The sequence below is a fragment of the Streptomyces sp. NPDC045021 genome (genome assembly GCF_056432645.1).
Window position 1 is genome coordinate 63,414 of record NZ_JBWKIQ010000013.1, and the last position, 15,537, is coordinate 78,950.

At 72.2% G+C, this 15,537-nt stretch carries 11 protein-coding genes; 1 reads left to right on the forward strand and 10 read right to left on the reverse strand.

What is annotated here, in order from left to right; all coding sequences use genetic code 11:
- Positions 1-118 precede the first annotated feature (118 nt).
- From AC07DC_RS32385 to AC07DC_RS32400, 4 genes are all read right to left on the reverse strand, one after another.
- Positions 119-379, reverse strand: coding sequence for a hypothetical protein (locus AC07DC_RS32385; RefSeq protein WP_478918051.1), 261 nt, complete (start codon positions 377-379; stop codon positions 119-121).
- Positions 380-441: 62 nt separating this feature from the next.
- Positions 442-801: a WhiB family transcriptional regulator gene (locus AC07DC_RS32390; RefSeq protein ID WP_164298475.1), complete on the reverse strand. Its 360-nt coding sequence runs from the start codon at positions 799-801 to the stop codon at positions 442-444.
- A 124-nt stretch (positions 802-925) separates the two neighbouring features.
- Complete coding sequence (locus tag AC07DC_RS32395) at positions 926-1,234, reverse strand: hypothetical protein (protein WP_478918052.1); 309 nt, start codon at positions 1,232-1,234, stop codon at positions 926-928.
- A 164-nt stretch (positions 1,235-1,398) separates the two neighbouring features.
- On the reverse strand, positions 1,399-3,582 hold the full coding sequence (locus tag AC07DC_RS32400) for an ATP-dependent DNA helicase UvrD2 (RefSeq protein ID WP_478918053.1): 2,184 nt from the start codon (positions 3,580-3,582) through the stop codon (positions 1,399-1,401).
- A 175-nt stretch (positions 3,583-3,757) separates the two neighbouring features.
- Here AC07DC_RS32400 and AC07DC_RS32405 point away from each other — a divergent pair, with 175 nt between their 5' ends.
- Complete coding sequence (locus AC07DC_RS32405) at positions 3,758-4,000, forward strand: mycoredoxin (RefSeq protein WP_138350959.1); 243 nt, start codon at positions 3,758-3,760, stop codon at positions 3,998-4,000.
- Positions 4,001-4,124: 124 nt separating this feature from the next.
- Here the strand turns inward: AC07DC_RS32405 and nudC are convergent, their stop codons facing one another.
- The 6 genes from nudC to AC07DC_RS32435 form a co-directional block, all read right to left on the reverse strand.
- Positions 4,125-5,051 (reverse strand): NAD(+) diphosphatase, encoded by a 927-nt coding sequence (nudC, locus tag AC07DC_RS32410; RefSeq protein ID WP_478918054.1) that lies wholly within the window; start codon positions 5,049-5,051, stop codon positions 4,125-4,127.
- A 100-nt stretch (positions 5,052-5,151) separates the two neighbouring features.
- A complete protein-coding gene (locus tag AC07DC_RS32415; RefSeq protein WP_478918055.1) occupies positions 5,152-6,570 on the reverse strand; it encodes a M20/M25/M40 family metallo-hydrolase in 1,419 nt (472 codons plus the stop codon).
- 87 nt (positions 6,571-6,657) lie between these two features.
- Entirely contained in the window at positions 6,658-10,158 is a 3,501-nt protein-coding gene (locus AC07DC_RS32420; RefSeq protein WP_478918056.1) for a UvrD-helicase domain-containing protein, read from the reverse strand.
- A 99-nt stretch (positions 10,159-10,257) separates the two neighbouring features.
- Complete coding sequence (locus AC07DC_RS32425) at positions 10,258-11,070, reverse strand: hypothetical protein (RefSeq protein ID WP_478918057.1); 813 nt, start codon at positions 11,068-11,070, stop codon at positions 10,258-10,260.
- 108 nt (positions 11,071-11,178) lie between these two features.
- On the reverse strand, positions 11,179-11,919 hold the full coding sequence (locus tag AC07DC_RS32430; protein WP_478918058.1) for a hypothetical protein: 741 nt from the start codon (positions 11,917-11,919) through the stop codon (positions 11,179-11,181).
- Between the two features lie 182 nt (positions 11,920-12,101).
- Positions 12,102-15,518 carry an ATP-dependent helicase gene (locus AC07DC_RS32435; protein WP_478918200.1) on the reverse strand — a complete coding sequence of 1,139 codons (3,417 nt, stop codon included), beginning with the start codon at positions 15,516-15,518 and terminating at the stop codon, positions 12,102-12,104.
- Between the last annotated feature and the right edge of the window lie 19 nt (positions 15,519-15,537).

Below are 15,537 nucleotides of genomic sequence, written 5' to 3' on the forward strand. Positions count from 1 at the left end.
TGCCCGTTGATGCGCCGTAACGCACCGCGGGGCCGGTCCTTTCGGACCGGCCCCGCGGTGTTCGTTGTGAGCACGGAGTGGTGGTACGCGGCCGCGGGTGGGCGGCCGTTGGTGCGTGTTACTGCATGACGGCCATCGCCAGCGCACGGCGGGCGCGGAGCGAGACGCGTTCGGCCCGGCGCTGCAGTCGGCGCGCCGACACCAGTCGAAGGGCCTGACGTTCGTGCTCGGCCTCGTAGAGGCGTTGTTGCATATGGGCACGTGCCAAGGCTTCTGGCATGAGTTGCATTTCGAGGTTCCTGTTCTGGCGGGCGCTGTAGGCGCCGGAGGTGTGTCGCGGGGCTTCGGTGGCGTGCGCCACTTCTGTGGAGGGGTTCATGGGGACCTGCTTCTTCGGGTCGTGCGTCAGGGGTCGGTCGATGGTTCCTACGGCGTTGGCGTTCACACCGCTACTGCGTTCTTGCGCGGACGGCCACGGGGGCGCTTGCGGGCTACGACGACGCCCTGGATGAAGAGCTCTCCACCCCAGACGCCCCAGGGCTCCCGGCGGTCCTTCGCACCGGCGAGGCAGGCCTCGCGGACGGGACAGGTCTGGCACAGCGACTTGGCGTACTCGACGTCGGCCGGGGACTCCGCGAAGAAGACCTCCGGGTCGTAGGTCCGGCAGGGGACGGGTACACCGAGGCGCTCGATTTCGTCATCGAGCTCGGTCAGGGGCAGCAACGGGACCTCCGAGTGGACCGCGGGCGGGGGAAGCGGGTCTGTGGGCGATACGGACGGGGCGTGCGGGGTGGCATGCACGGTCTTGGTATTCCTCGTCTGTCTGGTCCGGCCGGTGGGCCGGTTTTCGGCTGGAGAAAACAAAAGGGCCGCGGATCCCGGTCTGGGATTCCGCGGCCCTGGAAGGTGCCGGTCTGATCGTCGATCAGACTGGATCGCTCCAGGGTTCGAGCCCGCGGAAGGCCCACATCGAGAGGTGCTGCTGCTTCTGTCCATTTGTGCTGTGACCGGCACCGCCGGACGTGAAGACATAGGCCGGGGCCTTCGTCTCCCGTACTGCCGGTGCCTTGGTCGCTCGCTCGCTGCGCTCGCGGATCGAGAGTTCCGCGATGGAAGCCAGGCGCAGAGCCGGGGCACCGGACATACCGGTGCCGGGCAGCGGGGAGCCGAGCGGGCAGGTGGCGACGACGACCGGACGATCGGTCAGTTTCACGTTCTCGAAGTTGATGGTCACGGGTCTTCGCCTCCTCTCGGCGTCTCGTAGGGCCTGTGGTGCTTACTCAGTACATCACGATCTCCCCGGCTCTTGGAAGAGCCGCAGTGACCGTGCTCCGGAAGGCTATGGGGACTTCCTCGCCGCGCGCAAACTATTTTCCTGCTTCTTCTGCAACAGCTTCGTCACCGGATCGGGCCGTTCTCCTCGGAGGGGGCCGCGCCGGTGCACAGCGCCAGGACCTCGGCGCCGTACTTGTCCAGCTTTCGGCTGCCGACTCCGGCGATCGCGGAGAGCTCGGCCGGCCCTTCGGGCCGGACCTCGGCGATGGCCAGCAGCGTCTTGTCGGTGAAGACGCAGTACGCGGGCTGGCCCAGCTCCTTGGCCTGCTCCAGGCGCCAGTCGCGCAGCCGCTCGTACAGCCCCTCGTCCAGGTCGGAGGGGCAGTCCTCGCAGCGCATCAGCTTGATCTCACCGGCTTCCGACAGGGTGCGGCCGCAGACCCGGCAGCGCACCGGGCCGCGCTTGCGCTTGGCCGCCGCCACCCCGCGCTCGATGCCACCGGTGCCGGCCGCGGAGCGGTTTCCGGCGCCGCGAGCCGCGGAACCGGGCCGCAGGCCGTCCAGGAAGCGTGAGGGCTTGCGGGTGGCCCGTCCGCCGGGCGAGCGGGAGAGCGCCCAGGACAGAAACAAGTGGAGCCGGGCCCGGGTGACGCCGACGTAGAGCAGCCGGCGCTCCTCCTCGACCTGCTCGTCGGTCTTGGCGTAGGTGATCGGCATCATGCCCTCGGTCAGGCCGACGAGGAACACCGCGTCCCACTCCAGACCCTTCGCGGCGTGAAGTGAGGCGAGGGTCACACCCTCGACCGTCGGGGCGTGCTGGGCACTGGCCCGCTCGTCCAGCTCCGCGACGAGGTCCGACAAGGTGGCTTCGGGGCGAGCCAGCGCGAAGTCGTCGGCGAGCCGGACCAGGGCGGCCAGCGATTCCCAGCGGTCCCGGACCGCGCCCGATCCGGCGGGCGGTTCTGAAGCCCAGCCGCGGGAGCTCAGGACGGCCCTGACGTGCTCGGGCAGCTTCGCGTCATCCATGCCGGGGTCCGAGCCGGCTCCCGCGCGGGCGGCGCCGCGCAGCAGCAGCCCGGCCTCGCGGACCTCGGGCCGCTCGAAGAAGCGCTCCGCTCCGCGCAGCTGGTACGGCACACCCGCGTCGGCGAGCGCCTGCTCGTAGACCTCGGACTGGGCGTTGATGCGGTAGAGGATGGCGATCTCGCTGGGCCGCACCCCGCTGCCGATGAGCTCCTTGATCCGGCGGGCAGTGCCCTCGGCCTCGGTGGGCTCGTCCACGTACTCGGTGTAGCCGGGCTCGGGGCCGGACTCGCGCTGCGAGACCAGTTCCAGCCGGTGCTGGGCCGCCTGGCCCCTGGCCTGGGAGAGCAGCCCGTTGGCCAGCTGCACCACCTGCGGGGTGGAGCGGTAGTCGCGCACGAGCTTCACGACGGTGGCTTGCGGGTGCCGGGAGCGGAAGCCGAGCAGGTAGTCCGGGGTGGCGCCGGTGAAGGAGTAGATGGTCTGGGACGCGTCCCCGACCACGCAGATGTTGTCCCGGCCGCCGAGCCACAGGTCCAGCAGCCGCTGCTGGAGCGGGCTGACGTCCTGGTACTCGTCGACGACGAAGTGCTGGTACTGCGAGCGGATGGTGTCCGCGACATCCGGGCGCTCCTGCAGGACGCCGACCGTGAGCAGCAGTACGTCCTCGAAGTCGATGACGCCGCGGTCCCGCTTGAGCTGCTCGTACGTCGTGTAGATCTTGGCGATCTCGGCCGGGTCCCGGGGGACCTCGCGGCCGGACTTCGCGGCGGCGGCCGGATAGTCCTCCGGGACGGTCTGGGTGACCTTGCACCATTCGATCTCGCCCGTCACGTCCCGCAGCTCGTTGCGGTCCAACCGGATCCGGCAGCGGGCGCCGGCCTCGGCGACGAGCTGGACCTTGCGCTCGACGAGCCGCGGCATCTCACCGCCGATGGCGCGCGGCCAGAAGTACTGGAGCTGGCGCAGCGCGGCGGAGTGGAACGTACGCGCCTGGACACCGCCCGCGCCGAGCTGGCGCAGCCTTCCGCGCATCTCCCCCGCCGCGCGGGCGGTGAAGGTGACCGCGAGCACACTGCCGGGCTGCAGTATCCCCGCCCGGACCCCGTAGGCGATCCGGTGGGTGATCGCCCGGGTCTTGCCCGTGCCGGCGCCGGCCAGCACGCAGACCGGCCCGTGCAGGGCCGTGGCGACCTCGCGCTGCTCGGGGTCGAGCCCTTCGAGCACGGCGTCGGGGGAATCCGGTACTGCTGGGAAGAGCGAGGTGTGCGTTGCTGCGGTCACCCCGCCATGCTGCCAGGTCCGCGGAGGCGGTCGGGAAAGTTATCCACAGCTGAGGTGCGATTGTCGGACCGCCGGCGGTGGGGAACCGGTCACATCGGGGAGCGCAGGAATGCCCGGACCAGGGTTAGCGTTCTCCGGATCGAAGATTCCACCTGCTTGTGAGGAGCGGACACCCATGTCGGGCACTGTGACGATGTACAGCACCACCTGGTGCGGATACTGCCGTCGGCTCAAGGGCCAGATGGACCGCGAGGGCATCGGCTACACGGAGATCAACATCGAGAACGACCCGGAGTCCGCGGCGTTCGTCGAGAAGGTCAACGGCGGCAACCAGCTGGTCCCCACCGTCCTCTTCCCGGACGGGTCGGCCCTGCCGAACCCGTCGCTGGCGCAGGTCAAGCAGAAGCTCGGCGTCTGATCCCACCCGCTGGTTCCAGCCGCTGGTTCCAGCCGCTGATTCCATCCGCTGGTTCCACTCGCTGGTTCCACCCACATCCGCCGGGGCGCGCAGGCGCCCCGGCGGAGTGCTGTGCAGAACGCTCCTAGCCGGCTGCCGGGAACGGGCTGCCGTACCAGAGCTCCATCAGGCGGGCGGCGATCGAGATGCCGCCGGGCGGCAGGATCTCCCCGGACTCGATGCCCTTGCGCAGGTCCTCGCGGGAGAACCAGCGGGCCTCGTGGATCTCCTCGCCGTCGACCTGGATGTCCGGCGAGGTGGCGCGGGCCATGAAGCCGAGCATCAGACTCGACGGGAACGGCCACGGCTGGCTCGCGACATATGTCACGTCGCCGACCGCCACCCCCGCCTCCTCCGCGGTCTCCCGGACCACCGCCTGCTCCAGCGACTCGCCGGGCTCCACGAAGCCCGCGAGCGTCGAGAAGCGCCCTTCCGGCCAGTGCGCCTGGCGGCCCAGCAGCGCGCGGTCCTGGTCGTCCGTCACCAGCATGATCACGGCGGGGTCGGTGCGCGGGTAGTGCTCGGCGCCGCACGCCTGGCAGCGCCGGATGTGGCCGGCGGCGGCGATGACGGTGCGCTCGCCGCAGCGGGAGCAGAAGCGGTGCATCCGCTGCCAGTTCTCCAGCGCGACCGCGTGGACCATCAGGCCGGCCTCCAGCGGGGAGAGCAGCCCCGCCACCTCGCGCAGCCCCGCCGCCCGCGCCACGTCGTCCATCCGGCCCGGCAGCGAGTCCTTCTGCAGCGCGAAGTACCGCACGCCGTCCTCGCCGATGCCGAGGAAGTAGCGGTGGGTCTCGGTCTCGGGCGCGTCGAAGGCCGGGACCATGACGAGCTCGGTGCGGCCGTCCTTCTCCTCGACCAGCACCTGGCCGCCGGAGACCACGAAGACCCGGGTCGTCGGATGGCTCCAGGCGGCGGCCAGCCAGGCCTCGTCGAGACGGTGGTGGGCGGCGCGGTCCACGCCCGCCTGGGCGAGGGCCAGCGGCTCGGTTGACAGGTCGATCTCGGACAAGGCTGCTTCCAACTCCCCGTGCGCACATGAGGTACGCGGTAGCGCGGTTGTCGTTGTCAGTGACAGGTGTCTGTCGGTCGCGCCGGTGGCGCCGGGGGCATCACCCGGTGACCTCGGCGGAGGCGGGGCGCCAGTTCTCGGCGAGGTCGCCCCAGAGGTAGGCGGCGGTCTCCACACCCTTGAAGAGCAGGTCGAGCTCGACCTTCTCGTTCACCGAGTGCCAACCGTCGGACGGTACGGAAATTCCCAGGAACAGCACCGGCACACCCAGGACGTCCTGCAGATCGGCGGCCGGTCCTGACCCGCCCTCCCGGGTGAAGAGGATCTCCTGCTGGAAGGCGCGGCCCATCGACCGGACGACCGACTGCAGCGCCGGGTGGTCCAGCGGGGTCAGGCAGGGGCGGGTGGTGCCCCAGAAGGTGACCTCGTGGCGGATGCCCTCCGGGAGCCGGGCGGCGACCCACTCGGTGACGAGCTGCTGCACCGCGCCCGCGTCCTGTCCCGCGACCAGCCGGAAGGACAGCTTGAGGTGGGCGGAGGCCGGGACGATGGTCTTGCCGCCGGGGCCCTGGTAGCCGCCGTAGATGCCGTTGACCTCGGCGGTCGGCCGGGCCCAGATGCGTTCGAGGGTGGTGTGGTCGGCCTCGCCGAGTGCCCCGTGGGACTTGGCGGTACCCAGCCACCGCGCCTCCTCGAACGGCAGCGCCGCGAAGAGCTTCCGCTCGCGGTCGGTCAGCTCGACGACACCGTCGTAGAACCCCGGGATCGCCACCCGCCGGTTCTCGTCGTGCAGCGCGGCGACCAGCCGGGCGGCCTCGGTGGCGGGGTTGGGCACGGCGCCACCGAACGAACCCGAGTGGATGTCCTGGTCGGGCCCGTACAGATCGACCTGGCAGTCGGCCAGGCCGCGCATGCCGGTGCAGACGGTCGGGGTGTCCTCCGACCACATCCCGGTGTCCGAGACGATCACCGCGTCGCAGGACAGCCGGTCGGCGCGCTGCTGGATCAGCGTGAGGAAGTTCGGCGAGCCGGACTCCTCCTCGCCCTCGATCAGCAGCTTGAGGTTGACGGCGGGCGCGGTCCTGCCGGTCGCGGCGAGGTGGGCGCGCAGGCCCAGCGTGTGGAAGAGGACCTGGCCCTTGTCGTCCGCGGCACCCCGGGCGTAGATCCGGCCGTCGGCGGTGTGCGGCTCGAAGGGGTCGGTGTCCCAGCCGTCCTCGCGGGCGGCGGGCTGCACGTCATGGTGGCCGTAGACCAGCACCGTCGGCGCCTGCGGGTCACCGGACGGCCACTCGGCGAAGACCGCCGGCAGACCGTCGCTCTTCCAGACCTCGGCGGTCGGGAAGCCGGTCTCCGCCAGCTTCGACGCCAGCCAGCGAGCGCTTCCCAGCACATCGTCCGCGCGGGCGGGATCCGCGGAGACGGACGGGATCCGCAGCCACTCGACGAGGTCGGCGAGGAACGCGGAACGGTGGGCGTCGATGTAGGCGTGGACTGCGCTGTCCGGGGCGGTACTCATGACGTCGAGCCTAACCGGCGCTCCGGACACCTCCGGCCCGAGGTGGGGCCGGGGGCAGGGCCAGGGGCAGGGCCGGCGGTGGCTCCGTCAGCTCGGCTCGTCGAGCAGCAGCCGCTCCAGGGCCGCGCGGTCCGGCAGGGACGCGGGCCGGACCACCTCACCGGTACGGACATAGAGGAACGCGGCGGTCACCCGGTGCAGGGGCAGTTGGTGCTGCTCGGCCCACGCGAGGCGGTAGAGCGCCAACTGGAGGGGGTCGGCGGACCGGGATCGGTTGGTCTTCCAGTCGACGATCTCGTAGGTGTCGCCCTCATACGCGTCCCCGTCAGTACCTTCCGTGCCCCCGGTGCCTTTGGTGCCTTCCGTGCGGTAGACGGCGTCGATACGGCCGCGGATCATGCGGCCGGCCAGCGCCAGCTGGAAGGGCGCCTCGACGCGGAACGGCGCGCGGTCGGCGTACGGGGTGCCGAGGAACGCCTCCTTGAGGGCGGCGAGGTCCCGCTCGTCGTCGATCTCGTCCCCGCCCTCGACACCGGGCAGGTCCTCCGGGGCGAAGAGCGGCCGTTCGTCGAAGCGGGACTCGACCCAGGCGTGGAAGCGGGTGCCGCGGCGCGCCGCGGGCTGCGGGGGGCGCGGCATGGGGCGGGCGAGCTCGCGGGCGAACCCGTCCGGGTCGGCGGCCAGCCGCATCAGCTGCGAGGCGGTGAGAACGGGGGGCACCGGCACGTCCCGGACGGTCGCGCGGGCGCGGCGCAGTTCCCCGGCGAGGGCGTCGAGGTCACGGTCCCAGGAGGCGACGAGGCGTGACTCCTCGGGGAGCAGGTGCGCCCGTGCGGGGGCTTCGGCAGCGGGGGCGGCCTCAGCAACCGTGTGGCCGGGATCGACGGGACGCTCCGGCTCCAGCTCCGGATCGGGGTGCTCGGGGTGCTCGGCATGCCCGGGATGCTCGAAGCCTTCGGGACGCTCCGCCGACAGCTCGTCCCAGTCGGCGTCCTCCCACTCCTCCTCGTCGTCCGCCCAGACGGGCTCGTCCTCCACTTCCCCTACCGCTTCCGCGTCCGCGAACGCGTGCTCCTGCGGAGCGTCCAGGTACGCGAGGACCGTCCTGGCCGCCTGGCGGCGCCGCTCCAGAGCGGTGGGGTCGAGCGGGAGCGGCCAGGCGTGCTCGACGGAGGTCGCCAGCGCCGGATTGACGGCGTCCTCCGCGGGTTCGTCGGTCCACTGCTCGATCTCGCCGTGGCCCGCCTCACAGTGCACGCGCAGCGCGTCCAGGAAGTCGGAGGGCCCGTACGGGTTCTTCTGGGTGGGCCCCCACCAGTAGCCGGAGCCGAGCAGCAGCGAGCGCGGACGGGTGAAGGTGACGTAGCCGAGGCGGAGTTCCTCGATCCGGTTGTGCTCCTTCATGGCGTCGCGGAAGGTGTCGAGGCCGGCCTTCGACCACTCGGCGACATCGGGAAGGGTCGCCGCGTCACCCCGCAGCGCGTGCGGAAGCACCTTGGCGTTGGCGGTCCACAGCTCGCGGCCGCGCTCGCTGGGGAAACCCTTCCTCACCAGTCCCGGGACGGCCACGACATCCCATTCCAGGCCCTTCGACTTGTGCGCGGTGAGCACCTTCACCGTGTTCTCGCCGCCCGGGAGCGAGCTGTCCAGGCCCTTCTCGTACTGGGCGGCGGTGCGCAGGAAGCCGAGGAAGGCGAGGAGGGTCGCCTCGCCGTCGAGGGAGGCGAAGTTGGCGGCGATGTCCAGGAACGCGTTCAGCGTCTCCTTGCGGCGGGCGGCCAGCGCGTGCGGGGACGCGGACAGCTCGACCTCCAGGCCGGTGACCGCGAGCACCCGGTGCAGGACGTCCATCAGCGGGTCGGCCAGCGCGCGCCGAAGGTCCCGTATCTCGGCCGCCAGCCGGGCGAACCGGACCCGCGCCTCGGGCGAGAAGGGCAGATCGTCGCCGGGGTCGCCGTCGAGGAAGGTCTCCAGGGCGTCGGCGAGCGAGACCACCTCGGCCGGGTCGACGCCCTCGACGGCCGCCGCCAGCCGCCGCTCGGGGTCGTCCCCGGCGCCGCCCGCCCCGTACCGGACGAGGACCCTGGCCCGGCGTCCGAGCAGCGCCAGGTCCCGGGCGCCGATGCGCCAGCGGGGGCCGGTGAGCAGCCGGACCAGCGACGCGTTCGCCGTCGGGTCGTGCAGGACTTCGCAGACGGCGACCAGGTCGGCGACCTCGGGGAGATGGAGCAGCCCGGACAGGCCCACGACCTCGACCGGGATGTCGCGGGCGACGAGTGCGGCATGGATGTCGGCGAAGTGGCCCGTCGTACGGCACAGGACGGCGATCTCGCCCGGCTCGGTACCGGTGCGCACCAGGTGCGCGAGGGAGTCCGCCAGCCACTCGATCTCCTCGGCCTGGCTGGCCAGCAGCGCGCAGCGCACCAGCCCGTCGCGCTCGGCGCCGGGCGCCGGGCGCAGCGCTTCGACACCTTCGTGGCGGGCGCGCAGTTCGGTGGCGAGGCCGTTGGCGAGGTCCAGGAGCCGGCCGCCGCTGCGGCGGTTCTCGCTGAGCGAGAAGCGGCGGGCCGGGGTCCCGTCGGCGTTCGGGAAGTGGGCCGGGAAGTCGTCGAGGTTGGCGACGGAGGCGCCGCGCCAGCCGTAGATCGCCTGGCAGGGGTCGCCGACGGCGGTGACCGGATGGCCGGTGCCCGCGCCACCGAACAGCCCGGCGAGCAGCAGCCGCTGGGCGACGGAGGTGTCCTGGTACTCGTCGAGCAGCACCACCTTGTACTGCTCGCGCAGGATCCTGCCGACCTCCGGGCGGGTGCGGGCCACGGTCGCCGACAGGGCGATCTGGTCGCCGAAGTCCAGCAGGTCACGGCGCTGCTTCTGCTCGCGGTAGGCGGCGGCGAGCCCGGTGAGGTCCTGCCGGGCCCGCGCGGTCTCCGGCAGCCTGCGCAGGTCCGCGTTGGTGAGCTTGACGGGGGCCAGGGTGTCGAGCCAGCCGGTGTCGTAGGTGCGCAGCCGGTCCAGCGGGACGAGGTGCTCGTTGACCTCGCCCTCCAGCGCCAGGAGGTCGCTGACCAGGGCGGGCAGGCTCTTGGTGAGTGCCGGATACGGGCCGGGCGCGGCCCGCAGAACCTTCGCGGCGAGCTGGTACCGGGTGGCGTCGGCGAGCAGCCGGGCGGTGGGCTCGAGACCGATCCGCAGACCGTGCTCCTTGAGGAGCTGGCCGGCGAACGCGTGGTACGTGGAGATCTGCGGCTCGCCGGTCGGGCCCTCCCCGACCGCGTCCCCGGAACCGGCGGGGCCGATCGGATCCGGATCGGTGATCCCGGCCTGGACGAGCGCCCTGCGGACCCGCTCGGCGAGCTCACCGGCGGCCTTGTTGGTGAACGTCAGCCCGAGCACTTCCTCCGGCGCGACCTGCCCCGTCCCGACCAGCCAGACCACCCGGGCGGCCATAACCGTCGTCTTGCCGGAGCCGGCCCCCGCCACGATCACGTTCGGGGCGAGGGGTGCGGTGACGCACTCCATCTGCTCCGGGGTGAAAGGGATGCCGAGGAGCGCCTTGAGCTGCTCGGGGTCCGTGATGCGTGCCGCCACCCCAGTGAGGCTATCCGGCCCCACCGACAACCAGCGGCCACCCGGGCGGCGCCGCCCGCCGCCCGGGTGCCGGGACCGGCTCCCTCGTCGGGCCGGCCGTCAGACGTTCTTGCCGCCGTCGTCCTTGAGCTTGCTGACGTCCAGCGTCTCAGAGGCGGGCGGGGCCACCGCCTTGACCGGCTTGTTGAAGTCGCTGAAGGAGGCGTGACCCGGCTCGCTGCCCTCATCGATGACGATCTTCAACGGGTACGGCTCGCCCTGGGACGCCACATAGATCGTGGTCTTCTCGCTCTTGCCCTTACGGACCTTCTTCTGAACGATCGTGACGACCGGCTGCCCGTCGATCGTGGTCGGAGCGCCCTTGGTGAAGGTGCTGTCACCGTCGTCCGACGTCAGGTTGTCGAGGAACGAGTCCAGGTCGCAGAAACCCTGCAGGTCCTTGTCCTTGGCGGCGTCGCCCGGCACCTTCACCCACTTGCCGTGCAGCAGCCGGATCGTGGCGTCGTCGTTCTCGCCGCCGGTGTTGCGCCAGAAGGCGTCGTTGGCCTTCATGTAGGTGGTGTGGTGCGTGCCGATGAACTGCATCGTCTCCTTGTCCTCGCTCATCGCACCGGCGCATTCACCCGCCTTGGACATGGCAGCCTTCAGCTGCACGGGCTTGCCGCCGACCACGGCCGCGAAGTCCACCTTCACCGAACCGACGGCCTTGAGCGCCGCCTCGGCCTTGTCCGAGATCTGCCGCGCGGTCAGGGCGTCGAGCCCCGTCGCCGCCGTGGTGCTCGCCGAGACGGACGGCTTCGGCTTGGACCCGATCACCGCGTCGTCCGACTTGTCGCCCCCGCAGCCGGTCAGTCCACCCGCCAGGGCCGCACAGACCAGTGAGGCCGCCACGACGTTCCGCTGTACTGCCACCGGATTCCCCTCCACCCACACGCATCATGCTGATAAGCACAAGATAAACATGCGGGCGCAACGGGTTTGACCCGGCCCGTTTCCCGCCTCTGCCCCCGTCGAACGGGCTCAGACGTCGAGGCTCTTGTCCCCGCCGAACAGGCTGAGGTCGATCGTCTGGTTCGCGGGCGGGGCCGCGACGTGGACCGGTTGGTCGAAGGCGCCGAACGTCATGGTCATCTCCGCCGTGTCCGTCGCGATCTTCAGCAGATACGGCTTGCCCGTGGCCGCCACCGAGAGCGTGTCGGTGGTCCCGTCCGAGTCCTTCTGCCTGATGGTGACGACCGACTTACCGCCGACCGTGCCCGTGCCGCTCTTCGTGGACGAGGAGTGGTCCAGCTTCATCCTTCCGAGGAAGGAGTCAAGATCGCACGATGCGGCCAGCCGCTTGCCCGGGACCGAGGTGGCGGGGAACTTGATCCACCGGCTGCCGGCCAGCTGTCCGATGGACTTGCCCTTGGGGCCCATCGCCGTCCAGTAGGCGGGATCGCCCTTGATGTAGGACGTTCCGTCGTCGGTTCGGATGATCTGCATCGTCCAGTTGCTCTGCCGCACAGCAGCGGCGCACTTGCCGTCGGTGGACATCGCGATCTTCATCTGAGCCGGCTTGGCACGCAGTACTCCGGAGAAGTCCAGCGTCATGGAGCGCGCCGCATTCATCGTGTCCCACATCCGGCGGGAGATCTCCGGCGCGGTCAGTCCGTCCAGCGATCCGTCCGACGTGGTGCCGGTCGCGGTCGCCGGCTTCGACGCCGCGTGGACCGTCCTGCCCCGTTCCGCCGTGCCCTGGCAGCCGGACAGCGCTCCCATGGCCGCAACGCAGACCACTACGACGGCGACAACACTGCGCCTCAACGCCACGACGGCCACTTTCCTTCAACCAACCCGCGCACCCACACACATGCCCTTACGCCGAACTGACGCACGAACAGCTGGAAGGGTTGCACGATCGAGGCACAGGTCACGTGGCGACGTCACGGCCAGCTGCGCGGCTACTCCACCACGTGCCGGCCCTCCGGCTGTGCGCTGCAGGCCGCACGGAACGCGCAGTGCGTGCAGTGTTGGCCGGTGGCGGGGGTGAAGCGCTCGTCCAGGACGCGGCCGGCAGCGTCGGCCAACAGGTCCTCCACCACCCACTCCGCCTCGCCGCCCGCCTCCGTCGGCTCCGAAGGCTCCGCCGGCTCCGTCCGTTTCGCCGCGAGCGGCTGCTGGCGCTGGACGGCCGGCACGGTGTCGCCGCCGTCCTTCTTCGCCGCGCCGAGCCGGAGCTGGACGAGTTCGGCGCCGCCCGGCAGCGGGCGCTCGCCGCCGAAGAGCTCGTCGACCGCGCCCTCGCGGACCGCGAGCTGGTAGACGGCGAGCTGCGGGTGGCGCTCGACCTCCTTCGCCGTCGGCTTGGACTTGCCGGTCTTGAAGTCGACGACATAGGCCTGGCCGTCCGCGTCCGCCTCGACGCGGTCCATGCTGCCGCGGATCCGGACCCGCACCTCGCCCGCTTCGAGGACGACGTCGAAGCCGTGCTCCGTGGCGACGGACGCCCGGCCGCGCTCCATGACGTGCCAGTGCAGGAAGCGTTCCAGCGCGGCCCGCGCGTTCCGCTTCTCCTGCAGGGACTTCCACGGCGCGTCGAAGGCCAGCGCGTCCCAGACGGAGTCCAGCCGGGCCATCAGTACGTCCAGGTCGGCCGGGGTCCGCCCGGAGGCGACCTCGTCGGCCAGCACGTGCACGACGTTGCCGAAGCCCTGCGCGGCGGTCGACGGCGGCTCCGCCTTCACCTCGCGGCCCAGGAACCACTGCAGCGAGCAGGTGTTGGCGAGCTGGTCGAGCGCACTGCCCGACAGCGCCACCGGCTGGTCGCGGTCGCGCAGCGGGACGGCCGAGCGCGTCGGCTCGTACAGGCCCCACCAGCGGTCGGGGTGCGCGGACGGTACGAGCGCGTGGCCTGCGTCGTTCAGCGAGGCGAGCCGGGCCAGCCGCAGCGCGGCGGCCTCGCGCAGTGCCGGGGACGCGGCCGGGTCGACGGTGGTCGCCCGCAGCTCGGCGACGAGCGCGGAGACGGCCAGCGGACGGCGCGCGCGATGTGTGACGTCCTGCGGCTCGACGCCGAGCTCGGTCAGGAAGCGGGACGGCTGGTCACCGTCGTCCGCGGCCGCCTTGACCGCGGTGACCACCAGCCGCTCCTTGGCGCGGGTCGCCGCCACGTAGAACAGCCGCCGCTCCTCGGCCAGCAGGGCGCCGGGCGTGAGCGGTTCCGCGAGGCCGTCGCGGCCGATCCGGTCCGCTTCGAGGAGCGAACCCCGGCGGCGCAGGTCGGGCCAGAGACCTTCCTGCACTCCGGCGACGACCACAAGCCGCCACTCCAAACCCTTGGAACGGTGCGCGGTCATCAGCCGTACGGCGTCGGTACGGACGACCCGGCGGCTCAGCGTGTCGGCGGCGATGTCCTGCGCGTCCAGTTCCTCCAGGAAGTTCAGCGCGCCACGACCACCGGTCCGCTCCTCGGCGCGCGCCGCCGTCTCGAACAGCGCGCACACCGCGTCCAGGTCCCGGTCCGCGTTCCGCCCGGCCGTGCCGCCGCGGGTCGCCGACCGCTCCAGCCGCTGCGGCCACGGCGATCCGTCCCACAGCTCCCACAGCGCCTGCTCCGCCGTGCCGCCGCCCGCCATCAGCTCCCGCGCCTTGCGCAGCAGCAGCCCGAGCCGCTGCGCGCCGCGCGCGTACGCCGGATCGTGCGCCACCAGCCGCTCCGGCTCCCCCAGCGCCTCCGCGATCAGCAGGTCGGAGGCGCGCGGCACCGTACGGCCGGCGGCCCGCTCCTCCTCCCGCAGCGCCCGCCCCAGCCGGCGCAGGTCCGCGGCGTCCATACCGCCGAGCGGCGAGGTCAGCAGCGTGATCGCGTCCTCGACGCTCACGGACGCGGGATCGGGCTCGGGCTCGGGATCTGCCCCCGACTCGTCCGCTTCGTCTGCTTCGTCTGCTTCGTTCGCTTCGGGCTCCTCCGGCTCCTCCTGCTCCTCCGGTTCGCCGGTCCGGGTCTGGGCGGGTACGGCGGGTGTGCCCTGCGCGCCCGCGGCGGCGACGCGCAGCGCCAGCAGGAGCGGGGCGACGGCCGGTTCGTGGCGGAGAGGGAGGTCGTCACCGTCTATCTCGATGGGGACACCCGCTGAGGTGAGGGCGCGGCGCAGCCCCGGGATGGAGCGGGCGCCGGCCCGGACCAGGACGGCCATGTCGCGCCACGGGATGCCGTCCTCCAGATGGGCGCGGCGCAGGGTGTCGGCGATGCCGTCGAGTTCGGCGCCCGCCATGGGGTACGTACGGACGGCGACCGTGCCGCCGTCCCGGACCGCGGTCAGCTCGCGGTGGGCGCGGACGGCCGCGGCGGGCAGCCGCGGCAGGGACATCCGGCGGGTGACGAGGCGGGTGGCGTCCAGCAGGGCGGCGCCGGCGCGGCGCGAGACGGTGAGGACGTGGACGGGGGCGGGCCGGCCGTCGCGCCGCGGGAACGCGTCCGGGAATTCGAGGATGCCGTTCACGTCGGCGCCGCGGAAGGCGTAGATCGACTGGTCCGGGTCGCCGAAGGCGACGAGGGTGCGGCCCTGGCCGGCGAGCGCGCGCAACAGCCGGACCTGCGCCGGATCGGTGTCCTGGTACTCGTCGACGAAGACGGCGTCGTACTGCCCGGCCAGGGCCTCGAAGACCTCCGGGCGCTCCGCGAGCAGCACCGCCCGGTGCAGCAGCTCCGCGTAGTCCACGACTCCCTGGAGGTCGAGCACGTCCAGGTACTCGGCGAGGAAGGAGGCCGCCGCCGACCAGTCCGGGCGGCCGATCCGGTGGGCGAAGTCCTGCAGCGCCGCCGGGCCGAGGCCCAGCTCGCGGCTGCGCGCCAGGACGGCGCGCACCTCGTCCGCGAAGCCGCGCGTGGTGCGCGCGGCGCGCAGGTCGTCGGGCCAGTGGATCCGGCCGCGCCCGTCCTTCTCCAGCGCGCTCTGTCCCGCCAGCAGCTCGCGGACGACGACGTCCTGCTCGGGCCCGGAGAGCAGCCGCAGCGGATCGGCGAAGAGTTCCGGGTCCTGGTGCGCGCGGACCAGGGCGTAGCAGAAGGAGTGGAACGTGGTCGCCTGCGCGGCGGCCGTGCCGCCCATGCGGGCGGCCATCCGGTCCCGGAGCTCGACGGCCGCCTTGCGGCTGAACGTCAGGACGAGGATCCGCTCGGGGGCGGTGCCGCGGCGCACCCGTTCGGCGACCGCCTCGACGAGCGTCGTGGTCTTGCCGGTGCCCGGTCCGGCGAGGACCAGCAGTGGTCCCGTCCGGTGCTCAACCACCGCGCGCTGTGACGCGTCCAGCTCAGGAGGCGCGGTCCGCGCGGGCGGGGTCCGCAGCAGACGGTAGGCGGCCGTGCCCGTGTCGATCCCCCGGTGCGTCGCGCGC